The 24538-nt window shown below is 38.6% G+C and carries 18 protein-coding genes; 9 read left to right on the top strand and 9 right to left on the bottom strand.

The features are described from left to right. Positions 1 to 158 precede the first annotated feature (158 nt). Both EGI26_RS10135 and EGI26_RS10130 read right to left on the bottom strand, forming a co-directional pair. Entirely contained in the window at positions 159 to 989 is an 831-nt protein-coding gene (locus EGI26_RS10135) for a LytTR family DNA-binding domain-containing protein (RefSeq protein ID WP_255078060.1), read from the bottom strand. Then, entirely contained in the window at positions 979 to 4047 is a 3069-nt protein-coding gene (locus EGI26_RS10130; protein ID WP_255078059.1) for a histidine kinase, read from the bottom strand. The genes EGI26_RS10135 and EGI26_RS10130 overlap by 11 nt, the downstream gene beginning before the upstream one ends. Positions 4048 to 4196: 149 nt before the next feature. Between EGI26_RS10130 and EGI26_RS10125 the strand changes: the two genes are divergently transcribed. From EGI26_RS10125 to EGI26_RS10115, 3 genes are all read left to right on the top strand, one after another. Continuing rightward, positions 4197 to 5027: a hypothetical protein gene (locus EGI26_RS10125; protein ID WP_255078053.1), complete on the top strand. Its 831-nt coding sequence runs from the start codon at positions 4197 to 4199 to the stop codon at positions 5025 to 5027. Positions 5028 to 5364: 337 nt separating this feature from the next. Beyond that, positions 5365 to 5904: a hypothetical protein gene (locus EGI26_RS10120; protein WP_255078051.1), complete on the top strand. Its 540-nt coding sequence runs from the start codon at positions 5365 to 5367 to the stop codon at positions 5902 to 5904. 118 nt (positions 5905 to 6022) lie between these two features. Then, on the top strand, positions 6023 to 6439 hold the full coding sequence (locus EGI26_RS10115; RefSeq protein WP_255078049.1) for an EthD family reductase: 417 nt from the start codon (positions 6023 to 6025) through the stop codon (positions 6437 to 6439). 52 nt (positions 6440 to 6491) lie between these two features. Here the strand turns inward: EGI26_RS10115 and EGI26_RS10110 are convergent, their stop codons facing one another. The 4 genes from EGI26_RS10110 to EGI26_RS10095 all read right to left on the bottom strand — a co-directional run bounded on the left by EGI26_RS10110 (position 6492) and on the right by EGI26_RS10095 (position 12652). Continuing rightward, positions 6492 to 7295 (bottom strand): SDR family oxidoreductase, encoded by an 804-nt coding sequence (locus EGI26_RS10110; protein ID WP_255078047.1) that lies wholly within the window; start codon positions 7293 to 7295, stop codon positions 6492 to 6494. A 3-nt stretch (positions 7296 to 7298) separates the two neighbouring features. Next, a complete protein-coding gene (locus EGI26_RS10105) occupies positions 7299 to 9737 on the bottom strand; it encodes a glycoside hydrolase family 2 TIM barrel-domain containing protein (RefSeq protein ID WP_255078046.1) in 2439 nt (812 codons plus the stop codon). Between the two features lie 48 nt (positions 9738 to 9785). Continuing rightward, positions 9786 to 12197, bottom strand: coding sequence for an alpha-L-rhamnosidase N-terminal domain-containing protein (locus EGI26_RS10100; RefSeq protein ID WP_255078044.1), 2412 nt, complete (start codon positions 12195 to 12197; stop codon positions 9786 to 9788). Between the two features lie 77 nt (positions 12198 to 12274). Then, complete coding sequence (locus tag EGI26_RS10095; protein ID WP_255078043.1) at positions 12275 to 12652, bottom strand: hypothetical protein; 378 nt, start codon at positions 12650 to 12652, stop codon at positions 12275 to 12277. A 187-nt stretch (positions 12653 to 12839) separates the two neighbouring features. Between EGI26_RS10095 and EGI26_RS10090 the strand changes: the two genes are divergently transcribed. The 6 genes from EGI26_RS10090 (at position 12840) to EGI26_RS10065 (ending at position 18575) form a co-directional block, all read left to right on the top strand. Continuing rightward, positions 12840 to 13574: an NrtR DNA-binding winged helix domain-containing protein gene (locus tag EGI26_RS10090; protein ID WP_255078040.1), complete on the top strand. Its 735-nt coding sequence runs from the start codon at positions 12840 to 12842 to the stop codon at positions 13572 to 13574. Positions 13575 to 13701: 127 nt separating this feature from the next. Then, the gene (locus EGI26_RS10085) at positions 13702 to 14622 is read left to right on the top strand and encodes an alpha/beta hydrolase (RefSeq protein ID WP_255078039.1); all 921 of its coding nucleotides are present in this window, start codon (positions 13702 to 13704) and stop codon (positions 14620 to 14622) included. Between the two features lie 39 nt (positions 14623 to 14661). Further along, on the top strand, positions 14662 to 15555 hold the full coding sequence (locus tag EGI26_RS10080; RefSeq protein ID WP_255078035.1) for a S9 family peptidase: 894 nt from the start codon (positions 14662 to 14664) through the stop codon (positions 15553 to 15555). Further along, positions 15548 to 17056 (top strand): hypothetical protein, encoded by a 1509-nt coding sequence (locus tag EGI26_RS10075; protein ID WP_255078034.1) that lies wholly within the window; start codon positions 15548 to 15550, stop codon positions 17054 to 17056. Before EGI26_RS10080 ends, EGI26_RS10075 begins: the two co-directional genes overlap by 8 nt. Continuing rightward, entirely contained in the window at positions 17053 to 17949 is an 897-nt protein-coding gene (locus EGI26_RS10070) for a hypothetical protein (protein WP_255078031.1), read from the top strand. Before EGI26_RS10075 ends, EGI26_RS10070 begins: the two co-directional genes overlap by 4 nt. Positions 17950 to 18005: 56 nt before the next feature. Then, the gene (locus EGI26_RS10065) at positions 18006 to 18575 is read left to right on the top strand and encodes a 2'-5' RNA ligase family protein (RefSeq protein WP_255078029.1); all 570 of its coding nucleotides are present in this window, start codon (positions 18006 to 18008) and stop codon (positions 18573 to 18575) included. 150 nt (positions 18576 to 18725) lie between these two features. Here the strand turns inward: EGI26_RS10065 and EGI26_RS10060 are convergent, their stop codons facing one another. The 3 genes from EGI26_RS10060 to EGI26_RS10050 all read right to left on the bottom strand — a co-directional run bounded on the left by EGI26_RS10060 (position 18726) and on the right by EGI26_RS10050 (position 24363). After that, on the bottom strand, positions 18726 to 19091 hold the full coding sequence (locus EGI26_RS10060) for a hypothetical protein (RefSeq protein ID WP_255078027.1): 366 nt from the start codon (positions 19089 to 19091) through the stop codon (positions 18726 to 18728). Between the two features lie 204 nt (positions 19092 to 19295). Next, positions 19296 to 23072, bottom strand: a complete 3777-nt coding sequence (locus EGI26_RS10055; protein ID WP_255078026.1) for a ThuA domain-containing protein — start codon at positions 23070 to 23072, stop codon at positions 19296 to 19298. Positions 23073 to 23151: 79 nt separating this feature from the next. Continuing rightward, the gene (locus EGI26_RS10050) at positions 23152 to 24363 is read right to left on the bottom strand and encodes an MFS transporter (protein WP_255078025.1); all 1212 of its coding nucleotides are present in this window, start codon (positions 24361 to 24363) and stop codon (positions 23152 to 23154) included. Positions 24364 to 24538: the final 175 nt, after the last annotated feature.

Raw genomic sequence — 24538 nt, 5'->3', positions numbered from 1 at the left:
AACGAAAAGAGTCAACCGCTAAATAAAATTCGGTCGGATTTTATAATATTTGGTAAATGTGGATTTAGCATTATAAAAATATTGCTAATAGCACTGCCGGATTTTAAAACATTTTAAAAATACATTAAGAAGTAATTAAATAAAAATCGACAAATACCCTAAATCCTCAACTTTGCCAGTAAATCCTTCACAAAACCTAGCTTCAGTTTGGTGGGCGAAAAGCCCATCAAATATTCTTTCAAAACCTTGCTGCCACTCCTTGAAGCCTCCAGCTCAAGGCCATTATTAAGTATTATTTTTTTAGTGGTAGGCGTAAAAGTTTTGAGGTAGTTGAGGTTTACTATTATACCTTGGTGTATTTGTATAAAATCATAATCTCTACAGAGGTTGTCAGCATAAAACCCTATATTTTTAAAGCCTTTCAACTCAGAGCCGTCAGTAAATTTAAAGACTGTCAAAATACCGTCAGACTTGAGATACATCACGTCTTTTAATATTACGTTTTGAATCTGCCCTTTGGCGGTTTGCACCCCAATTCGCTGGTTGAGGTTGTTGGGGTTGTCTAACAATTCCAGCAGCAAGTCAAGCTTGTGATTTTGGTCTTGCTTCTGTTTTACAGTTTCTATTATGGCCGAAACGGAGTCCTTGAGCATGGCTTGGTCTAGGGGTTTCACTAGAAAATCGTTGGCAGAATATTTTATGGCCTTTATCGTATTTTCGGTGTTGCTGTGTGCAGTTAGAAATATAAACTTGAAGGCCACACCGCCTTTGGCTTTGAGGTTTGTTAAAATATCAAAGCTCGTACCATTGATGATGTCAATGTCAAATATCACAAAATCAGGCTCTAGGCTACGGATTATTTCTTCGCCCTCCTCCACGCTTTCGGCCTCGCCTACAAGGTCTATTTCTTCAAAGTTTGTGGTTAGAAGTATACCTAACGACTCTCGAATCTTCGGATTGTCTTCTATTAGTATGGTTTTAATCTTCATATTTTTGTTGAATTTTAATTATTACAGTTGTTCCCTGCAGTTTATCTATAGTTTGGATATTTATCTCATAATCAGACTCGTTCAGCAATTTCACACGTTCATAGACCAAGTGTGTACCGTAGGATTTGTAGGAATGCTCCGACCGTCTTTTGATTTCGGCAGCAGCCGCTCTTCCTATGCCGTCATCGTCAATGGTACATACCAAAACCTCCTCTGCGTATTCAAACTTTATATGTAAACTCCCCTTGCCCTTTTTGTGTACCAAGCCGTGTTTTATGGCATTTTCTACAAATGGCTGAATAATAAGTGGAGGTAATTTGATACTATCAAGTGGTAATTCTTCCGAAAATGTAATTTGATAATCGAATTTATCTTGGTGCTGAATACTCTCCAAGTCTAGATAGGAATGTAACAATTCAATTTTATGCCTGAGGCTTATCTCATTTTTCTGAATCCTCGGATTATTGGCCACCACACTTGACTCCAAATATCCTCGCATCAAACTTGCGAGTTTGGTTAAACTATTGTTGGCCAATGCGGTTTCTTTCTTGAGTATTAAATGCTGCAAAGAACTCAATGCGTTGAATAAAAAGTGAGGATTAAGTTGAGCCTGTAGTGTTTGTATTTGAAGATAGTTTATAGTTCTTTCCTTTTCGGCCAACTTTCGTTTTTCATACCTGCCTTTAAAGAAAGAATACAAAAACCATGAAAATAAGAATGCACAGGCTATTCCAAGATATAAGGCGAAGTTGGGCGATTTATAAAAAGGTGCCTGAATATCAACCTTTAAATCAACTGGCAACAAGTTTTCGTCCAAAATGCCCTCCGTTTTGGCTCTCACTTGAATCAGATGTATGCCATTGGGCAAGGCCGAAACAAAATACTCAGACGATTTCTGCCAGCTGCTCCAGTTGCCACCATCAACTTTTACACTATATTGCGACTCCATAGGCCTATTAAAGCCGTTCGCCCCTACCTCCAAATGGATTTCGTTTTCTTTCAAAACCAGTGCATCTTTTTGAAAAAAACTTATGTTCTTTTTGTTAATCTTTTCTATGTATGGTACCAATGCGTTGTTGTCCAAGTCCAATTTATCTGGCTCTATTACACTCAAAACAGAGCCCGACGTTATCCAAAGCCTACCTTTAGAATCTTTAAATAGTCCATTTTGACCGGGCTCAAGACCTTCGAAACCATTGTGATAATTATAGAGCTTAATAAGTGCTGGTTGGTTGGCCTTCAGTTTTTTTCTATCTAGTATCATCAGACCTTCCTCTACACCAACAATCAACTTATCGTCAGACACTTGCCCAATAAGTGTTACAAATTTTTTAATTTGATTAGACATGACTTTCTGCCAAGAATCGCTGCTTTCTACATAATAATATAAGCCATCAACAGTGCCAGTCCAAAGCGTACCATCCACGTCTTCAAACATGGTAATAAATCCTCTAAATGGTATATTTTTTTTCGCTTGGCTATACTCCTTCGATTTTTTCTTGAAAACATCGGCAAAAGTCTCAAATCTGTTCATACCGCCCCAACCGCCCAACCAATAGCGTTTTTTACGATCTTTATAGATATACATGTAGTTGGGATAGGACAATAATTCCTTCCCACCATGCAAGAAAAACTCTTTTTCGGGAGAAAAGGCTGGGTAAACACCTATACCCAATGCACTTCCTTGAAAAATATAGTCATGTTCGGCATCGTAATAATTATAATATGCCCCGTAGAGATTCGGCATACTGAAATTGCCATTTTTGTACAATATCTGACTACTAGAATTGGGTAACCAAAGCCCCCCTCTTTTATCCTTAACGGCTGAAAAATAAAACCGATTGGCATCGGAAACAGTATGAATATTTTTATTCCGCCCAACAAACGGAAAAAGCTTCAAATGACCATTTTCAGTTCTGACAGACTTGCCATTAAAGACCTTGAGGGGTGCCTCAAAAGACAGCATCCAAATATCATTTTTATCATCCTCGGTGACGGACCAAACGTATTCTGCATCCTTTTCGTCGAAATGTCTAATGCCATTGTTGGTAAATTGCAGAAGACCTTTCTCAGTGGGCATCCAAATCAATTTCTCATCTTTTGATTTGACACTGCTTAACACAGCTACAAATCCTTCATTTAGTAAATTTAAGTCCTGAGAGTTTTTAGAAATATAGAAAATCTTGTTATTGTTGGCCACAAGTTGGTCTCTTTTAGATACACTGACTACATTTAAATTATCATTTTTATCTAAGACTAGCCATTTTTTAAATTCAGTCGCTCCCTCTTTTATATCGTATACTATTGTACCACCTTCATTTCGATACTTGGCAACTATCTGATTATCATCCGAATAATTAAATGAAGCCAATTCCCGTGGATAAGTTTCTAATATTTTTTTATAATTATTATTTGAATCATAAGTGTATACATCCTCAGAAACAAGTTCAGTGTTGATACTATTGCCGTAGTAAACCTGGGTGTTAGAATCAAAATATTCTGGAGAGAATGAATACCCCTTGGAAATTTCCCTAAATGTATGTCTTGTAAATTTTCTTGATGTGAGACTATATGTAAAAACACTGTTTGGGATTCTTGAATTATCTTTTGTAGTTATACAAATTAATTGTTTTTTTTGATGATTATAATACAGTCCATTACCGAATTGATAGGTTTCTACTTCCCTAGGCAAAGCTATTTTTTTAAATGAAATATTATCATAAAACATTAAATACTTGCCATTCATGAAGCAAATTTCGCCATTAGGCAACTCAACGATTTTACTGAAACGGGTATTATTCTCTAATCCATCCTCAGTATAAAATCTTTTAAATGTCTTACCATCAAACCTATTCAGGCCATTTTTGGTAGTTATCCACAAGAAACCTCGGCTATCTTGAAAAACAGAAGTGCACTGCATGGCCGAGAGGCCGTCTTTGATCGTAAAAAGCTTGTAAGGGTATTTTTGAGCGGATAGAGTAAAGCTCGTTTGCAGAAATAATAATAGGAAAACGCCAATTCTATTTTTTTGAGTTACACAAAAGCGGCAGAAATTCATAAGGAATGGTATAGGTTTGTGCAATACTACTTAATCTTTGCTGTCCACTAAATAAAAAAACAAAAAATTTATTATTCGGCAAATATAGACTTAGTGATTAAGTATATTTGGCGGAGAGTCCGTCAAAACTCTTAAATATTTTGTAAAATATGATACAACAAAATTTTCTACAAATAGCTCTGGAAGAACTCAACAAGAGATACCCCACCGATGCTAGTTATGATTTTTTGGTAGAAAAAACCACGCAAGAAACCGAGATAGAAAACCTCAAAAAAACGGTAAAATATGAGCAGTTTTTCTTTGTACTCAATCTTCCCGAAAGAAAAATAGAACATGCCTACGGCATCGGAGAATGGCTGGGTTATCCTGATGCCAACTTTGCCTTATTTGACTATTTCCGCATTATTCACTCGAGGCACTTAGCTGCTCTAAATATGTCGGCACAGTCGGCTTTTGCAACGGCCAATTCTGATGCTTTTAGTTTAAAATTCATGGGTCAAAAGATTGTAATTCAGATACCTTTGTTACATGCCAACGGAAAATATATCTTGACGAAAAGAACACTTTATCCGTTTCAGATAGACAAAAAAACAGGCATGGTAACCTCCTACCTCAATCATTATGTGGTACTAAAGGAATACCAAGACCTTGACGCCATGGATTTAAGAGTGGGAAATGAGGCGGAGCTTGTGACAAAAGCCGAAAGCAATGCCTTGAAAAACAATCAAAAAATGCTGCTTGATACTTTAAACAAACCTTTTAGCTTCAACACAAACGAAATAAAAATCCTTGAATTGATAGCCTTCAAACCCGATATCACACAAAAAGAAATATGCCAAAAACTAGATATCAAACTAGAAACATTGCAAAAAACCACTAACCGAAGAATTATAGCCAAGGCAAGAGAACACTTCGACATAGAGGCTTTTTCGAGTATTAAGGAAGTGGCCATGTTTCTGAAGAAAGAAGGTGTAATTTAATATATTTACCTAAGCCTTGGGGAATATATCATCTAAGATCGGGTGTAGCAGATTGCGAATCTCTACAACCTACTGGCTAGAACATCGAAAAACAATGAAAATATTGAAGCAAACAAAACTAGGCACTAGACTTATGCATCCTTGCCTTTTTTTATCACTGAGAACACATGGTTTTGAACAAAGGCCCACAGTGTTGTATGTACGTATGCCTTTTGCCTCGTTGCCTTAGTGCCTTAATACCCCCTCCCTCCCCCTTCCAAAGAAATTTCTCTTACTGCAATAACGATTTCGTGAAAAATTCATAATTTCGTAGTCTAACCTTTAATATTTTAATACTATGAAAATCGTAAAAACTATTTTGTTTGTAGCTGGCGGCTTGGTTTTAGTGGCACTTATTGCCGCTGCCCTCATGCCCAAAAGCTACACTGTTACTGTTTCTGAAACCATCAACAGACCCAAAGCCGAGGTGTATGATTACCTCAAAATATTCGCAAATCAGAAGGAATATTCTGAATGGACCAAGCCTGACCCAAATCTGCAGCCTGTCATCAGCGGTGTAGACGGCACTGTGGGCTCAAAATCTTATTGGAAAAGTTCGAACCCCGATGTGGGCGAAGGAAGCCAGACCATTACGGCCATGTCTGACAACGAGATAGCATTAGACTTGGAGTTTATTTCGCCAATGGAGGGCCACGGAAAGGTCGTGAACAAATTTGAGAGCAAAGACTCTACCACCACGGTAGTAACGGTTTCTACGGCTTTTGATGCTCCATTTCCTATGAACCTACCCTCGATATTGATCGGTAAACCCATGATAGAAAAAACTGAAAAGCAGATATTGGTGAATGTAAAGCAGATAATGGAAGCCAAGAAATGAGAGAGGCTTCCTTAAAGACACTAATTCCTATAATATCAGTTCTCCAAATAACAATACTGATTTAATATTTGAAGATTAAGTTTAAAATTGAATAAAGTATCATTTAAATGAGCAAACAATGAAATTAAAGCTATTCATATCTTTTATATTTTTAGCCGCTAGCTTTGCGGCCTATAGCCAGCAAATTCATGAAGGTCACAACATCGCCACTGGTGAAAAAGGATTAATTAAGGTTTCTGTCATGTATCCTTATGCCGAAGGTAAAACCTTTAATATGGACTATTACGAAGCCAAACACATGCCTATGGTGGCTGGGTATTTAGGCTCAAATCTGGTTAAATATACGATTGAAAAAGGCCTTGGCAATGGTATTCCAAACCAAGCATTGCCTTATATGGCGATTGGCACATTTTACCTAAAAAACATTAGCGATTATCAAGCCGCCATAGGACCTCATCGAGATGCCATACGTGCCGATTTCCCAAATTACACCAATGTCACGCCTGTTATATTAGTGAGTGAGGTAGTGAAGTAGCAGGATTTAAGAGATTTGTCTTTTCCGAGAATTGACGAATCTCTTAATTTCATCACATTTTCATCTTGCTCATCATTTTACCAATAAAATTGGTGGCCATTCTTGGGCTAAGCCGATAGAGCAAATCTAATATGGTAGCGTCTTTACCTACAGTTACCCTATATTTATTATTTTCTATAGCTTTGACGATTATTTCAGCTGCTTTAATCGGAGAAAGTGCCATTTTAGCCTGATTTGCATTGGCTTCCATTTTGGGTTTCCCTAGGCCAGAATTTTCGGTGATATTGGTAGCTATAGCTCCTGGATGCACCACTGTAACTTTCACCTGTGTATTTTTCAGTTCAGCATACAAGCCTTCTGTTAGAAGCTTTACGGCTGCTTTGGCAGCACCGTAGATGGTTTGCCCAGGAAAAGGTATAAAACCACCCATGCTCGAAATATTCACAATATGTGCTTCTGGTCTTTGTAAAAAATGCGGCAAAAAAGCTTTTGTCAAATACAAAGTACCAAAGAAGTTGACATTAAAAACGCGATTGATTTCTTCATAAGACAAATCATTGACAGGAATAAAATGTTGGATGATACCGGCATTATTTATAATACCATCTACAGCTCCAAAATGCTTAATAACCTCGAGCGGCAAGGCATCTGCCTTTTCTCTGTTGCTGATATCTAAGCTTACCGCTAAAAACCTATCCTCTGCTACCTTGGCCATTTCACGGGTTTCTATTAGCTTGTCTAGGTGAATATCTACTCCGACGATATTGGCATTTTTTTGTAATAATAACAAGGCCAGCTCTCTACCAATACCACTACCAGCACCAGTGACCACTATGATTTTGTCTTCTACTTTCATCGATTATTTGCTTTTTATCATTAATATACCATCTTTTAAATCAGTTGAAGTTGCCTTTATGCTAATATTTCCAGCTTTTCCATTTGGTTGAATTATAACTAAGCCTCGACCTTGAAATACATTTTTCTCAGGTTTCTTAAAACTGCTCATATCTCTTGGATTTCCATTTCCTGCACCTACCAAAATGCCATTTCCAGTTATTTGATATTTTATCAATTTATCATCAATATTAGGTACAATGTTTCCTTCCGAATCTACAATTTCAACAGCTATATAAGCCAAATCATTTTTGCTGGCTTTGATGGTTGTTCTATCTGATTTTAAGCGAACGGCAAAAGGTTTTCCTGCGGTGGTGAGTGTTTCTGAGGCAATTTCTTTTTCGCCTTCAAAGCTTCGAGCGACCAATTTACCTGCCGTATAAGGGACATTAAATTTGGCAATGATGGATCCTTTCTCCAGTTTTTGTTCAGCAATAATTTTACCATTCAGTTCCAATTTAACAACTGAACTTCTCGTAAAAACCCTCACTTGAAGCGTGTCATTTTCATGTCCCGGCCAAGTCCAGCTTTTCATTTCATCTGGAAAATCATAAAAGCCAGTAAGCTCTTTTTTGCCTGCCGGAATTGGGCGATGAACCATCATTTCGATTGGGGTGTTTCGCCAAACTACATCCAAATAATAGGATGAGGCTTTTTTATTACCAATTAAATCTAATTCGCCTGTGTAGGCATTGAAAATTGGCCATTCTGGTGCCATGAAAGTATCCTGAAATCCGCCAACTTTATCGGTTTTGTTTTTCAATCTTGATAAACCCAGCCCGGCTTCGCCCAAATAATCAATGGCCGACCAACTAAACATTCCAATCACGTATGGATTTTTCTCTACATAATTCCAGTTTTCGAGTGCTTTTGGTGGAAAATACTCGGTAGCCACCATAATTCTTTCGGGGAATTTCTTGTGGTCACCTTCATAATATTGCGTAGCGTAATTATAACCGCCCACATCTAAACTTGCAAAAGCGGGGTCGGTAACGTCCCATTTTTTCCGAGCTATTAAAGGCAAATGAAACGGAATAGCATTGATAACGGGCCTTGAATCGTCCAAATTTCGAACAAAATCAGCTAATATTTTTGATGTTTTATGCCCAGTGCTGTCAATGATTTCGGGAATTTCGTTGCCGATACTCCACATAATTATGGATGGATGATTAAAGTCTTTTTGAATGATAGAAGTCAAATCTTTTTGCCACCAGTCTTTGAAATAATCGGCATAGTCGTCAGGCGTTTTGTTGGTGTTCCACATATCAAAAGCCTCATCCATTACCAACATTCCGAGGCGATCACAAGCATCTAAAAGTGCCGCCGAAAATGGATTATGGGCAAACCTGACAGCATTATATCCATTTTTTTTGAGTAATTCTATCTTCCTTTCTTCGGCTCGGTCTATAGCAGCAGCTCCCAAAGGGCCATTGTCATGATGAATACAGCCGCCTTTGAGTTTGATATTTTTCCCGTTTAAAGTAAAGCCAGTTTTGGCATCAAAATGAATACTTCGTACACCGAAACTTTGCGTTTGCTCATCAATAAGTTTTCCATTTTGCTTCAAAATCATTTTAGCTTTATACAAATAAGGGTTTTCTATGTCCCATAATTTGGGGCTTTTGAGATTTATCATTTGCTCAACTTTGTCCTTGCCCGAAACCTCGGCGGCATTGGCACTAATCAATTTATTATCAGCAGAATAAATCTCCACCGTTAGCGAAAGATTAGCGACACTATTTTCAATTTCAGTAGTAAAATGAATATCAGCAACTTGCTCAGAAACGTTTTTAGAAACTATCTGAACACCCCAATTACCAATATGACTGGGGTTTACTACATTGAGCCACACATGACGATAAATGCCCGAACCAGAATACCAACGAGAGTTATAACCTTCATTTTTGACCTCAACCGCTACCACATTTGGCGTGCCGGCGGGGTTTAGATGCTCCGTCAAATCATGCACAAATGCCGTATAGCCATACGGATGATTGCCCAAATGATGCCCATTTATCCAAACATCGGCATTCATATACACACCATCAAACTGGATGAAAACCTTTTTACCAGCGGTGCTTTTATCCATTGTAAAAGTTTTGCGATACCAAGCCGTGCCGCCCACTGTAAATGCTGTGGCGTTTTTTCCTGCATTATTTTTATAGAAAGGCCCCACGGTACTATCATTTGGGGTATCAGTCAAATCTTCTATGCTCCAATCGTGCGGAAGGTCTAATTTTCGCCAATCGGTATCATTAAAATCGGTGGCTTTCGCATCAACTCCTTTGCCTTTTTGGAACTTCCAATTGGCATCAAAGGACTGATTTCTTCCTTGTTTTATTTGAGAAAAAGTGGTTTGAATTGAGAATAAAATAATGACAAAAAATATGATACGATTTTTCATAGCCTTTTTCCCATTTGGAAATTTTTACTGTTTAAAATAATTGTTTTGTCAGTTGAGTCTTATGGCGTTTCCTCCGCCTTTAAGTTTATAGCCTTTGTTTTTCCAAACAAAAGAGCCACTTACATTTTTAGGAAGATTAATATTCGCTTCGCTTTTATCTAAATCATAAGCCACCGAAATCATGCCTTGGGGATGGGGCATTTCGCCACTGATTTTGCGATTTCCGCCCAAATGCGGCTCAATTTTCACTGTTTTAAAGTTCGGCGAAGCACTTTCAATACCCAAAACGACTCTAAAAAACTCAATATTTGGACTTGCTCCCCAAGCGTGGCAGTCGGAGCGGGTTTCTTCTACCTCCGAGTCTTCGCCCAAGGTTGTCATGCCCAATTCTATATTTTTATGCCAAATACTCAGCCAATTGCTGTAATCGCTTCCCAATCCTGCTTTTGTGAGGGCTTGATGAATGTAATATTTGAAATAAATTGAGCCTTCCGTAAGGGTTTTGTCTGAAAGAAGAAGTTTGCCAAGTGCTTGGGTTTCTACTCCAGAAACTACTCCTGCCAATATTGCCAAGGCGTTGGTGTGTTGCGAGAAAATGTTTTTTTCGGGCGTATCAGCAAATAGTTTTTTAGAATCGTCCCAATATTTTTTTCTGATTATGGCTGAAAATGCTTTGGCCTGCTTTTCATACAGATTTGAAAAGGCCATCATGCCTTTGTGCTTTTCTAAATCGGCGGCATATTTATACGCCAACAAAAGTTGTAAATCCAATAAAGCAGAACTACCATCTTTGCCGATAGGTGGCATTCCTCTGTTCCATTTTTTTACCCAATCCACAAAAAACCAGTTGGGCAGATTTTTCAGCGAACCCTCTTTGTCTCTAAATCCTTCAAAATAATTGATAATTTGTCGAGTGCCTTGTAGTTTGTTTTGAACAAAAGTACTGTCAGACCCATACATCATATAATCGTGGAGCATACCGATATACCAGAGCGAAAACGTAGGTATAATCTGCTGATTGACAGACGGATAACGACTGGCCGTAATTCCTTCTGGCTTTCTGGAATTGTCCATTAAATTCAATGCATTTTTCACCAATCTGTCATCGCCAGTATTATAAAGAGTTACCATTGCCTGAATTCGGGTGTCGCCGATGTACTGTAATTGTTCGTAATATGGGCAGTCCATGTAGGTATCCATGGCACAAAGTCGGGCAGTTCTCCAGCCAAGATTTAAGATTTGGTTGATTTCTACTTTATCGGTGTTGAGTTTGGCCTTTTGTTGAAAAGGATAACCCGTGAAAGTGCTAAAAATGTCTTCAAGATTAAGTGCAGTATCCTTTGTTTCGATTTTTACTTCTACATAACGGAATGTCCGATAAGCCAATGTCGTAAATGATTGGTTTTGAGAACCATTAGATAAAATAATGTCTTTTCTACCTACCATAAATTTACCTTCAATTTCATCTCTATTGCCTTTTTCCTCCGAGCCTGATTTGTCTTTTGTATAAAATGCTTCGGCGTAAGTTAGGCTTAGTTTGGCATCTTTTCCACCACTAAAAAGTACCGTTGGGTAGGCATTTGTCAAGAAAGTTTGGTCGAGTATTAACGTCGCAATAGTATTTGCAGGAATCGAAATCGTATTTCCTTCTTTCGGGAAATTGTTTGAAATAGTAATTCCTTCAGCTTTTCGTAGCTTTTCAAAACGTTGTTGGGTCAGTTCCATTTGGGGCAATATTGAAGGTATCAATCGCCATGAATTTCCAGCATCTAATCCAATCGTATTTTGTGACATAGCTGGGGCGACAATTTGTGCATTTTTCCAATCACCATCATCAAAATTGACATCTTCCCAGCCTTTGATGTGCTGACTCATATCGATTTTTTCACCAGGTCCAGCCACATAATAACCCCTCACATTTACTTTTGCTGGGTCAGGCATAAATTCACTCACCAATAGCGGTTCATAGCTATTGTCTTGCACACATTTCCAAGAATTATTGGTATTTATTACTTGTGTTTCTGGGTTGCTTCCTTGAATAACCAAGGCTGTTTTTACCGAAAACTGAAATTCTGGTCTTGCCTCGGCCTCGTTCCAAACTTTGACTGCAATGGTGTTTTTTCCTTGAGCTAAAAACGGGGCTAAATCAATAATATCGTAGTTCCAATGACCAATATCGCCTTTTGCTGGACCAATGCCTACCAATTTATTGTTTACAAATAATTTGTACTTGTTGTCGGCAGAAATAAATACCCTGAAATTTTTCGGAGATTCTTTTAGTTCAAATTGCTTGCGAAACAAATACACGCCATAAGCAGTCGGATTTGTTTTTGGAACAGAAATCCATTTGGCGGGCCATATTTTTTGAATATATTCTGCTGGAATTTCTTGTGAAAAAACATTCGATTTGACCAAAAACAGGGCAATTAAAATTCCGATAACACAGACATTATTTCGCATATATTTTTGAATTTACTTGTTAGACCTTTAATTGAAGAAGAGAACACCTAAACTTTGGCACTCCCTTCTTATATTTTTTACTTAACTCTTTTCGCTTTCACATCAAACATATCCATCAATTTACCTTTTAGGTTATCAGCATCTACTTTTTCAAAAGGGATAGATAAATCATAGCCTTCTGCCGTAAAAAAAATAGTCATGTTACCATCAACTATTTCAATGCTAGTCATTGGATTAGCCACTGCAGTTGGCTCTGCAGGATTTGTCATTTCACCAATCAATTTGCCATCTTTAAGGGTAATCGATGCAATCATTTTTGCGTCACCATTCGGTGTACCCAAAATTGTAATTTCCCATTTTCCCAGATAAAAGTCTGAAGCTGTTGCAGTTTGAGAAAAACCATCAAGAGCAATTCCGAAGAATAATGCGATAAAGAAAATATTTACTTTTTTCATTGTTTAGGAGCGTTTCGTCGCCACGATTTTTAGATTATGAAACAAATATATACTAAACCTATATATTGTCTAAATAAAAAGACAATAAAATTTTAAAATATTATATCTTTGAATATTAATAAACTCTGAATGGCATTTATAGCTAACGAAAGCTACCTTTGCAAAAACTATTTAATGAGATTTTTAGATGAATAGATTCGATAGTAAAACCTATATTCCTCAACTGGCGATAGATTGTGTGATATTTGGATACAAAGAAAAAGAGCTCAAAGTACTGGTTTCAAAACTTCATTTGAAAGGTGATATTTATTCTTTACCAAGTGGGTTTATTTTTCAAAACGAAGGAATAGACGAAGCCGCCCACCGAATTCTTAGGGAACGTACAAGTATTTCAAATATATTTCTGGAACATTACAAAAACTTTGGACAGGCCCAAAGAACGAATAAAGGGCTTTTTGAAAAAATAATGGAACAGAACAAAGATTTTTTCATGAGTGAGAATATAAATTTTTCACAAGAAGACTTTGTCTGGCTCACAAGCCGATTTGTTTCGTTGGGCTATTATGCTTTAGTGGACATAAATAAGGTTACACCCACCAAAACCGAATTGGATGAGTCTATGGAGTGGTACAACATCCACGAATTACCCGACTTGATGATGGATCATTTTGAAATGGTAGAAAAAGCCCTTGAATCGCTTAGGCTAAATCTGGATAATAATATTATCGTATTGAATTTACTTCCAGAAACCTTTATTATGAAAGAGGTGCAGGATTTGTACGAAACGATTTTTCAGAAAACCTATGCCAGAAACAATTTCCAGAAGAAAATACTGGAGCTAAATGTTCTCGAACGACTGGAAAAGAAATTCACAGGTGCTGCAAACAAGGCTCCGTATGTATATAGGTTTAGGAAAGTTTAAATTCCGAAATTGACTATTTACGAAAAGCAGATTATTAAAAATCAACAATTATTCTTACTTTTATAATTTACCTTTTTTTGCAGTCTAAACATCTGTGAAAACAAAAATTAACCTTAAAACTATCTAAATGAATCCAAAAGGTTTATTCTTTATACTTGGTTTATCATTTACACTCAATGGCTATTCACAGATAGTAATCAAACTATCGCAGACCTCCGAGCGAAAGGAATCAGTTAATAATGAAACTTTTACCAAAACTGCTAGTGGCGAAGTTAACATCATAAAAAATGTTTCGGAGCCTACTATAACAGTATATTTACCTGACCCCAAACTGGCCACAGGAGCAGCCGTGATACTTTGCCCAGGTGGAGCTATGCGGGTACTTAGCTGGAACAACGACGTAATAAAAATGGCAAAATGGCTCAATTCACAAGGTATAGCCGCCATAGGACTAAAATACAGTCTAATGCAAAACAGCACCATACCCATGCCCAAAGACAGCACCAAACCTTATGGTGCTCCTTTTAGAGTAGACATAGCCGATTACCAGAAATTTAATAAAGCCAACGCAAACCCCTCTACGGACCCTGAGGGCACAGAAATAGTATTTAAGGCCGCCTCTGAAGCGAAAGAGGCCATATTAAAAGTAAGACAGCATGCAAAGGAATGGGACATAAATCCAAACAAAATAGGGTTTCTTGGTTTTTCAGCGGGTGGTGGGGTAGCTATAGCAGCTACAATCCTTCATGCAGAAGGTGAGGCAAGACCCGATTTTTTGGCCATAAATTATGGCCCATCGCTCATAGATGTTTCTGTTCCTAAAAACGCTCCTCCGCTGTTTGTTTGTACCAATGTAGACCATCCAAATGTGGCGGCCGGTTGCACAGCCTTGTTTATGGAGTGGAAAAAAACTGGAAACTCTGCCGAAATGCATCTTTTCAGTGGTGGAAAAGGCGGCTACAGTATTGACAAACAAGAAAATACAAGCGATGCTTGGAGTGAATTATTCCTAAATTGGCTAAAAGCTCAAGGTTTTCAGAAAAAATAGAAGAAATTTAAAAATCGTGGCGACGGATCGCAATTACAAATGAAAAAAATACTTTGTTTATTTCTAACGCTGAGTGCGATAAGTGGATTTTCGCAAAACTCAAAAATTATTGAAAATGGTGGCACAGGGCTTTACAAAGCCATGGTTGTTGGAGAGAAATCTCTTCCACAACACAGTATATTTCGGCCCACAGACCTGAGCAAAATAAAAAAACTGCCCGTGATAGTTTGGGGAAATGGAGGTTGCTCAAATTCATCCAACAATTACCAAAATTTCTTAAATGAAATAGCTTCTAGAGGATATATTGTTTTGGCCAATGGCCCATTTGTGCCACAGGGCGATTCCCTAAGTGCTGAAGACCAAAAGAAACGCACTACTTCAAAAATGCTTTTAGAGTCGGTGGATTGGATTACTGCTCAAAATGCAAATAAGAATAGTCCTTATTTCAAAAAAATAGATTTAGAAAACATAGCTGTGGCAGGTATGTCTTGTGGAGGTCTACAAGCTATTGAAGTGGCAGGTGACCCGCGTTTCAAAACTACTTTGGTACTCAACAGTGGGGTGCTCAACGCTCCTCCACCTGCCAATATGGGGCAAATGCCAGCTGCCACCAAAGAAAAATTACAGGACATACATACACCTACTTTGTATGTAATTGGCGACAGTACCGACATAGCTTACAAAAACGCAATGGACGATTTTGGCAGAATAAATCATGTGCCAGTAGTGATGGCGAATCTGAATGTGGGGCATAGCGGTACCTACCGCCAGCCACATGGTGGAGCATTTGCTCCATTAATTTTAGATTGGTTAGACTGGCAGATGAAAGGAAAAAAAGAAAACGCTAAATTATTTTCAGGTACCACCTGCGGCTGGTGCAAGAAGGATGGCTGGAGAATTGAAACAAAAAATTTTAATACGAAGTATGATTAAATATTTTCTTCTTCTAGCTAGTTTTTTGACTTTCTCCATGACAAGTCTATCGGAAATTGGCTGGATTGAAGCCGGGAAAGGTGGTCTTTTGGAAGCCGAAACTAACCTAAAGAACTCTGAAGGAAAGCTAGGGATTTTAAACAGCCAAGGGGCGGTAGATATGAAAAACCATGCGTTTTTTGAGCCTCTGGGATCAAACGGACGTGCATGTGTTACTTGCCATCAACCCATGAATGGCATGAGCATATCTACTGAATCACTCCAGGAGCGATGGAAAATCACAAGTGGAAAAGACCCGGTTTTTGCTGCTATTGATGGGTCAAATAATCCAAAATTACCACAGCACCTAGAAAGTTCTCATTCCTTATTATTGAATCGGGGCTTATTTCGAATCGCATTGCCTTTTCCCAACAAATTTGATAACGGCAAACCGATTAAAACTGAATTTACGATAGAAGTAGTGAGTGACCCCACAGGTGTAAACCTTGATTCAGATTTGGGTTTGAAAAGTAAAAATCCTACCATTTCGGTTTTTCGTCGTCCTCGCCCAGTTGCTAATATGAAATATGTGATGTCGCCAGACCCTGTTTTTAATATCAAAACTGGTACTTTGGCAGCAACAGACCCAGAAACCGGCTTGACGGTGGGCATGAATATGATGGCAGACTCAAGGCACTATACACTGAAACAACAAGCAAATGATGCCTATTTTGGACATTTAGAAGGACACAAGGGTCTAAGCAAAGAACAACTGCAACAAATCTTAGATTTTGAAAAGCAGATTTATGTGGCTCAAAGCTATGACAAATGGGGCAGCCCATTGGTAGAAAAAGACGAACCTGCTGGCTTAGGTACCAAAGCTATGAAAGAAGGGAAAGTTCATATTTTGGCAAATAACAACCGAGACCCAATTTTTCATTGGTTCAGGACTTGGGAAAAGCCTGAAACCATGCCCAACACCTTAACAGCCGAACAAAAAGCATTCAGAGCATCGGTAGCGAGGGGAAATGATATTTTTATGTTTCGTGAGTTTTGGATTCGAGATGCCACACATATCAATACAATAGGCCTTGGAAATCCAGTAAGACGGAGTTGTACAACTTGCCACAACGGACAAATGACTGCCCAAGACCTCGCCCCGGGCTGGGTAGACTTAGGCACTACAAACTATCCAACCTGGACAGAAAATACTGTATCCAAATTGACATCCGATTTACCGGTTTTCAAATGTACCTGTGATAAATCTGCTCCCCCACACCCTTATTTGGGTAGGGTGGTTTATACAACAGACCCAGGCCGAGCTTTGATTTCGGGGAAGTGTGCGGATATTGGCTCTATTGTTATGCAACAGTTTAGAGGTTTATCTGCTCGGCCACCCTATTTTGCCAATGGCTCTGCAAAAACCTTGGGCGAAGTAGTTGATTATTATGACCGCCGATTTGATATCAAACTTACTGAAAAAGAAAAACAAGATTTAGTAAACTTTATGCGTGTCTTATGAAACTAAAAATAGTATTGGTTACTTGGAGATTCATAATTGACAAATTAGTTAGTAGTGAATTGATTATTCGTAAATCGTTTATTTATTTTTCAACAAACCAACTCAATAACTTCCTCAATACTAAAGAGTTGAAACCAAACAGAATGCTACACAAAGCCACATTAACCGTTCTGTTTTCTATTTTTACTTTAATTGCATTTTCCCAAAACAAAAAAACAAATCAACCTACTAAATGGTTAAATTTCGTCAGCTGCCCGATTATACGAGACTCTAAAACACTACCTTGCTGGTTGGTTGAATACGAAGGCGAATTGTATTACTTAGGCCAACAAGGCCGAACCAGCTCGGCTTTTTATCCCCCACAATTAAACCATCAAGTTCTTGTGGAAGGAGTTATAAGTGATGAACCCCGTATTTGTGGCGGTATTCCACTTAGCAATGTTAGGATTTCTGTAATGCAAGAAATTAATAGAAATTGTAATACAATATGGCCTGCCGAAGAAGGGTATGAACCACCGAAACCGATTCCACCAGCCTCTAGATCGGCCATGCCTGATAGTCTGAGAGAATTTACCATCCCATTCGATTTTGACAGTGATTTTTTAACGTTACATACCACGTTGATTGTAAGTGAAGCTGTGAGAATTGCCCACATCCTTAAAAATGCAAAAATTGAAGTAACAGGATACAGAGCCACCACCCTGCTTTCAAATGAAATACAGATGAAAGAAAAAGAAAATATGGCAGAAATCCGTGTAGAAAAAATCAAAGATATTCTCATAGAACTTGGACTACCAAAAGAAAATATCAGAGCACATTTCTCAGAAAAATCTGAACCTTTTGATGGCCTAAATGATGCAAACAAAAGAAGAGTAACTATTAAAATAATTTAACAGCTTGCCTCTTTAAAGTAAGCTGTCAAAATCAAAAAACAGAAAAAACATTAACTATGCCAGTTACAGATACATCACAAACAAACCTTTTCGGTGAAACTTCAGTAAAATTCGAATACTATCCCGTGCTGCTTCCTGATGAGGCAGGAATGATGGAGATAGCAGTTTTAAATCAACGATTGATAGAACATGGAGTAAAACCTTCTGGCATCACAAAACTGCCCCATGTATCAATTGATGGCGTTATTTGCCCTGAAAATGACACAAAAGTCAAAACTGAAATATTTGAATTTCTTTCAAAAAAAGAACCACTATTGATTGAATTCTCTGAGATGGGTTATTTCCCAAACCCTGGCGGGCTAACCATAATAATGCAAGTAAAAAATGCTGAAACTGTCCATGCTTTCAACAAAGAATTTATGAGTGCCATTGGTGGTAAACTCACCAAATTGAAACTCCACCTTACTTTGGCCAGATATGTCAGTCGAGAAGTTTTTGAAGTTTTGAAAAACTCCGATATCGAATATCCCAAAAGTTTCATTTGCGAAAGTGTGGCTATTTACAAAAAACAACAGAAAGCAAAAGGGCCGTATGAGGTGATTGAAAAAGTGCCGTTTGGAGGATAAGTATTAAACAAAATCGTATGGTATAACTAAAATTAACCGGTGGTTTTGGCATTTGCGTGATAATTATAAAGTAACATATCAGCAGAAAATAGAGAAAAAGCCTGCAAATTCATGATAATTTGCAGGCTTTACTTTTCAATAAGGATTACCTTATTTTACTCTACTGGCTTCCACATCAAACATATCCATAAGTTTGCCTATTCCATGGTCTTCATCTTTTTTGGTGATTACCAAAGAAATATCATAACCCGAGATAGTAAAAGCTAAAGTCAATTCGTCGCCTTTCGCTTCTGCCGAAGTCATTTCGGTTTCGTTTTGCTCTCCTTTCGCAATAAAATACCCTTTCAATTTTCCGTCTTTGGTTTCAAAACGCATAGGAATAGCCGCATCTCCTTCTGGAGTACCTTTTACCAAAACTGTCCATTTCCCTTCAAAGAAATTGCTCGAAGTTTGAGAAAAACCTGCGGTAGCCAAACCGAAAATCAAGGCAAATAAAATCACACTTACTTTTTTCATTTTATATGCGTTCCGTCGCCACGTTTGTTTATATCAAAAAATTCAAAAATCGTAAATCATTAATCCAAAATCCTCAGCGGAACACCGCCCAATCTAAAATCGTTAATCATCAATCGTAAATCTAAAATCGTTAATCGTAAATCCTCAATCGTCAATCTACAATCCTCAATCTACAATCGTAAGCAGAACGCCGCCCGATCAAAATCACTTCACTCTTGCTCCTTTCACATCAAACATACCCATCAATCTGCCTTTAAAATTGTCGGCGTCTTCCTTTTGTAAGGCTATACTGATGGCCATTCCATTGGCTTGGAAAAACACTTTGATATTCTCGGCATCCGTTTCTTCTACTTTGTCTAGGGCCTGAGTTCCTTGTGGAGAAACCATTTTTCCTGTCAGCACACCGTTGTTTCGCTCGATGATGAAATCCATAGCAGCATCTCCACCTGGGGTCCCGATAAACTTAGTGGCCCATTTTCCCACAAAAAAATCATTTCCTGCTGCAGCTTCAACCTTTACTGGCTCTTTCAGAGATGCCTCGTAAGCCAACTTGAATTCAAGGCTCATCACCACCATCAACGAGCCCGCATCGGCCTTAGGATTAGAGAAAACCAAGTAAACATCTTGCGGTTTTCCGTCCAAATTGTTTGGTAATTGAACCGGCACTGAAACAGTTTTCGGCGTAAAATCCATCTTATCAGTAGCTTCAAGGAAAGCCGAACGACCAAGTAATGCACCTGTTGGACTTCCCAACCTTGCCTCTATCGACCCACCAGCGGCATTGAGCTGAGGCTTAGGAGCAGTAGCTCCAACCTGAATCTCTGACACACCCGTCAAATCAACTTGCTTCATAACCATGTAAGCTCCTGACTTTGAAGGAATGGCCAGGTTATTTCCACCAAAAGCCATTTTGTTGATGTCCACATATTCGTCAAATCCATGAGCGTCTATTTTTGAGTTTCTCAACACAAAACTTTGCTCAGATTTTAAAGCAGGTAAGCCATTTGCACCTTGGTCTTCATAAGCTGCACGTACAATATACACCCCTTTGTTTTTGTCAGAAGCTGGAGCTTTTGTGGTGAACGAGCCCTTTACAGGTAAAGATGTCTTCGGTTTCTCATTGGCTATATTCAAAATATACTTTACCATTTCTGAGGCATCAGCCGTAGAGATTTGTGGGTGTGCAGCCATGGCCGTTTCACCCCAAACACCACTTCCTCCTGATAAAATCTTTTTTGTCAATGTTTCCATGGCTTTGTTATCGCCTTTGTACTTCACTGAGACATCGCGGTAAGATGGCCCGATAGATTTCGAATCTTTCTTATGACAAGCCATGCAATCGCTGGCCTCGATAAGCTTTTTGCCTTTCGCAAAAGCAGCACTTTCATCAGCCGAACGGTGACCCATGGCTATCATGTTTTTATCAAAACCTTCAGACAAATAATCAATATTCACGGCTACATTTTCAGCAGAAATACCATTTTCCAAATCGCCATCTTCTTTGTCTTTTACTTTTATTTCGTAATCAAATGATTTGTTAGCGATATAGAAACTCTTGTTGGCCTTTGGCATATCGAGACTCAAAATTGGTGGCTCGTTTCCTGCTGTAATTTCCATTGACTGCGTGTTAATGCCGCCTTTGCCATCGTTTACAGTAAGCGTAGCCTTGTAAACACCAGCTTTGGTGAGCGTTAAGTTGGCATCTTGAGCAGGTATGATTTTAACAAAACCATTTTTTGAGGTAATCTTCCAAGCATATTTCAGAGGATCTCCGTCTGCATCGCTAGTGCCTTTTGCACTCAGTTTTAAGTTAAATGGAATCGCTCCACCCATCTGATTGGTCGCCACTTGTATTTGCGGTTTACGATTGAATCCGTTGTATTCTATACGAATCAAACGGGCATCATCGTTGGCCGTGAACCAGCCACTGCCATATTCAAGCATATACAAATCGCCATTTTCTGCAAACTCCATATCCATAGGATTGCTGAATTTATAGCTTGGCATAAATCGCTCCATAGAGGCATAATTGCCATCTTTGTCAAAACTCACAGCCATTACCCATCCTCGCATCCATTCGTAGGCAAAGAATTTGCCATCGTAATATTTTGGAAATGCCCTCTGAGCTGTGGCAAACATATCTTTGTAATACACTGGTCCTGCCATGGGATTGCATCCGCCTGCACCTACCAATGGAAATTCCTTACTGGCACCATAACCATACCACAACATGGCACCTTTGGCTTCAGGTAAAAGTGTAAGTCCTGTATTGTTTGGAGAAGTATTTATGGGTTTCAAATAATCCCATTTGTCACCAGAGGTGTTGGTTGCAAAATCAAATTTATTGTAAGCTTTGTTATCACCAACAAAATGCGGCCAGCCATAGTTGCCAGCAGACGGTGCTTGACCAAACTCGCAAGTTCCATCAGCACCACGATTAGCATCTGCTTTAGAGGCGTCAGGGCCTACATCGCCCCAATACAATTTACTATTTTTAGGATCAACAGATATTCTATAAGGATTACGGTGTCCCATAGTGAAAATTTCTGGACGTGTTTTGTCAGTACCTTTCGAGAAAAGGTTTCCTTCTGGAATTGTATAAGTACCATCAGCTTGTGGCTTGATTCTTAATATTTTACCGCGTAAATCATTGGTATTTGCCGATGATTTTTGTGCATCCCAAGGACTTCTGCCGGGGCGTTCGTCACTCGGGCTATATCCGTTAGAAGCATGCGGGTTGGTATTATCACCCGTCGATAAAAACAAGTTCCCTTGCTTGTCCCAATCAATAGAGCCACCTGTATGGCAGCATTCTTCACGCTGGGTTTCTACTTTCAACATTTCTTTTTCAGAATCCAAAAGAATCTCATCACCTTTCATTGTAAATCTTGAAAGGACGTTATAAGACCCCTTTGTAGAAGAATAATATAGATAAATCCACTGGTTCTGGGCAAACTTAGGGTCTTTATTTAAACCCAAAAGTCCATCTTCGGCTACTGCTTCTTTTCCATCTTTGCTTACATATTTTAAGCTTACTGGAAGTTTGGTAATGGTTTTAAGCGTTTTTGTCTTTGTGTTATAAAGTCTTACTTCGCCTTTACGTTGAATAAAAAGCACACGGTCTTTATCTAACACACTTAGTTCTACGGGTTCATCAAGTTTTTCTTCCAAAACTACCTTCGTGAAACGGTTTTCTTCGGGTTTGGATTTTGAGAAGTCCAAAGGCTTCGGAGCATCTCCACCTGAGGCGTATTTGATACCAGCATATAAATGATTCAAGAACAAAGGCTCGGCAAAGGTTTCGTCTGTATGACCCATGGCCGTGTAAAACGAACGCCCACCTTGAAATTCTTGGTACCAGCTCATCGGGTGATAGTCTGGGTTACTTCCACCAATGTAGCTTTTCTCGTCAATTTTTAATACCACATTGATTTTCGGAGAAATATTCTTGAAGCTATAAAACTCATCGCTTCTTTCAAATTCGTCTGGCATTCCGGCCGTAAATTCATTCTTTTTTGTTACGATAAATTTACCTTTCTGTACGTTGCTAGGTGTAGATGGGTGATCAAGAAACCACGCACCGGCCAATTGGTTGTACCACGGCCATTCGTATTCAGTATCTGTTGCGGCATGAATACCCACATAACCACCACCTGCTTGGATGTAGCGTTCAAAAGCATTCTGTTGTTCATTATTAAGAATATCACCCGTGGTATTCAAGAAAATGACGGTGTTAAACTTCTTCAGAGTTAGTTCAGTGAACTGAGCTGCATCTTCTGTAAAACTTACTCCAAAGCCCTTTTCTTTGGCCATTTTGGCTAAGGCAGTCTTTCCTGCTTCGATAGATTGATGTCTAAACGCCGCTGTTTTGCTAAATACCAAAACATTTGTTTTGGTTTGTGCAGAAAGGGTGTTGACAAAAAACAACAAAAATGCGGGTATTAGAAACCGCTTAATTGTGTTTAAAACATTTTTTTTCATATATATTTAAAATTAATTAATTGCTAATTCATTCTCACTAAAAAATAATCACTCACAAACACCGCTCAAAACTCCATATCTACAACTCTTCCATATAATTCAAATCTTTATGGAAAGTCTCATCAAGGTTTCTTAAACCCCAAAAAGCCAACAAAATAGCTATCACTCCAACCGCCATGGCTGCGTTTACGGTTCCTATATATGGACTCAAAAAACCAAACAATAAGGTCTGAGGAATAACAGTGGCTCTAAGAATATTTAATGAAGATGTGGTTACAGTTGATCTAATATTTGTGCCATACTGTTCAGCAGCCAAGGTCAATAATACAATGGAATAGCCCACACAGAAACCCAAGAACATAATGAGTCCGTTGTAAATAATTATGGATTTATTGCCGAACATAAAAAATACTACCGCTGCCACAGCATACATGGAGAGGTATAAACGAATGGCTTTTTTCCGGCTTTGAAAATACTGACTCACGAATCCGCCTGTCAAATCTCCGAATGTTAGTCCGATGAAATAGTAAATTACTACTGTAGAAACCGAGGGTATCTCCACCATTCCCCACGCCTTGGCGATTTCGGGCGTAAAGGTCATTACTACGCCGTTGACATACCAAACTGGAAAGCCAAGTACGCAAATGCTGATGTATTTTTTAATGTAATCTTTGTTTTTAAAGAGTAATCGCAAATCACCTTTGATGGTGGTTTTGTCTTTTATTTGATTATAAAGACCCGACTCAAGTACTCCCAAGCGAAGAATTAACAATAAAAAGCCTAAGCCTCCGCCTAGTTGATAGGTGAACTGCCAAGAATATTTACCTCCAATAAATGCCCCGAATATGGCTCCTAACATTCCGCAACCACCAATTATAGCTGGTCCGATGCCACGATATTTTTGAGGCATTTGTTCGGTTACAAGTGTTATGGCTGCTCCAAGTTCGCCAGCCAAACCGACTCCAGCCAAAAACCTCAAGAGTAAATAAATTTCAAAATTAGGAGCGTATGCATTGGCAAAAGTGGCTGAAGAGTATAAAATAATTGAACCAAATAGTACGGAAAGTCGCCCCATTTTATCGCCAATAATTCCCCAAATAAAACCGCCAAGCAGCATCCCTGCCATCTGAACATTGATAAGCGATACGCCTTTGGATAGCAATTCGGCTTCGGGTACACCCACGGCCAATAAACTACTTTTACGGACAACACTCAATATCATTATATCGTACAAATCAACAAAAAAGCCCAATGCTGAGGCTATTATAGCAAGCCAGATATGTTTTTTCATTTGTTTCTAATTAACTACCACTGTTGCCACGAATTCACAAATAAATTTCTAAAAGATTCATTTCACCCATCATTCACCGAACCGTCGGACCGCACTCATCACTCATCATTCATAATTCAAAACTCACCGAACCGTCGGACCGCATTCATCACTCATAATTCATAACTCACCGAAC

Source organism: Lacihabitans sp. CCS-44 (assembly GCF_024343735.1).
Lineage (GTDB): Bacteria > Bacteroidota > Bacteroidia > Cytophagales > Spirosomataceae > Leadbetterella.
This window is presented reverse-complemented; position numbering and strand designations above follow the sequence as displayed.

Coding starts and splice junctions, on each gene's coding strand:
- EGI26_RS10065 (WP_255078029.1), top strand. CDS start 18,006: ATGCCAGTTACAGATACATCACAAACAAACCTTTTCGGTGAAACTTCA.
- EGI26_RS10105 (WP_255078046.1), bottom strand. CDS start 9,737: ATGAAAAATCGTATCATATTTTTTGTCATTATTTTATTCTCAATTCAA.
- EGI26_RS10060 (WP_255078027.1), bottom strand. CDS start 19,091: ATGAAAAAAGTAAGTGTGATTTTATTTGCCTTGATTTTCGGTTTGGCT.
- EGI26_RS10130 (WP_255078059.1), bottom strand. CDS start 4,047: ATGAATTTCTGCCGCTTTTGTGTAACTCAAAAAAATAGAATTGGCGTT.
- EGI26_RS10100 (WP_255078044.1), bottom strand. CDS start 12,197: ATGCGAAATAATGTCTGTGTTATCGGAATTTTAATTGCCCTGTTTTTG.
- EGI26_RS10120 (WP_255078051.1), top strand. CDS start 5,365: ATGAAAATCGTAAAAACTATTTTGTTTGTAGCTGGCGGCTTGGTTTTA.
- EGI26_RS10055 (WP_255078026.1), bottom strand. CDS start 23,072: ATGAAAAAAAATGTTTTAAACACAATTAAGCGGTTTCTAATACCCGCA.
- EGI26_RS10125 (WP_255078053.1), top strand. CDS start 4,197: ATGATACAACAAAATTTTCTACAAATAGCTCTGGAAGAACTCAACAAG.
- EGI26_RS10075 (WP_255078034.1), top strand. CDS start 15,548: ATGATTAAATATTTTCTTCTTCTAGCTAGTTTTTTGACTTTCTCCATG.
- EGI26_RS10110 (WP_255078047.1), bottom strand. CDS start 7,295: ATGAAAGTAGAAGACAAAATCATAGTGGTCACTGGTGCTGGTAGTGGT.
- EGI26_RS10090 (WP_255078040.1), top strand. CDS start 12,840: ATGAATAGATTCGATAGTAAAACCTATATTCCTCAACTGGCGATAGAT.
- EGI26_RS10115 (WP_255078049.1), top strand. CDS start 6,023: ATGAAATTAAAGCTATTCATATCTTTTATATTTTTAGCCGCTAGCTTT.
- EGI26_RS10050 (WP_255078025.1), bottom strand. CDS start 24,363: ATGAAAAAACATATCTGGCTTGCTATAATAGCCTCAGCATTGGGCTTT.
- EGI26_RS10080 (WP_255078035.1), top strand. CDS start 14,662: ATGAAAAAAATACTTTGTTTATTTCTAACGCTGAGTGCGATAAGTGGA.
- EGI26_RS10095 (WP_255078043.1), bottom strand. CDS start 12,652: ATGAAAAAAGTAAATATTTTCTTTATCGCATTATTCTTCGGAATTGCT.
- EGI26_RS10070 (WP_255078031.1), top strand. CDS start 17,053: ATGAAACTAAAAATAGTATTGGTTACTTGGAGATTCATAATTGACAAA.
- EGI26_RS10135 (WP_255078060.1), bottom strand. CDS start 989: ATGAAGATTAAAACCATACTAATAGAAGACAATCCGAAGATTCGAGAG.
- EGI26_RS10085 (WP_255078039.1), top strand. CDS start 13,702: ATGAATCCAAAAGGTTTATTCTTTATACTTGGTTTATCATTTACACTC.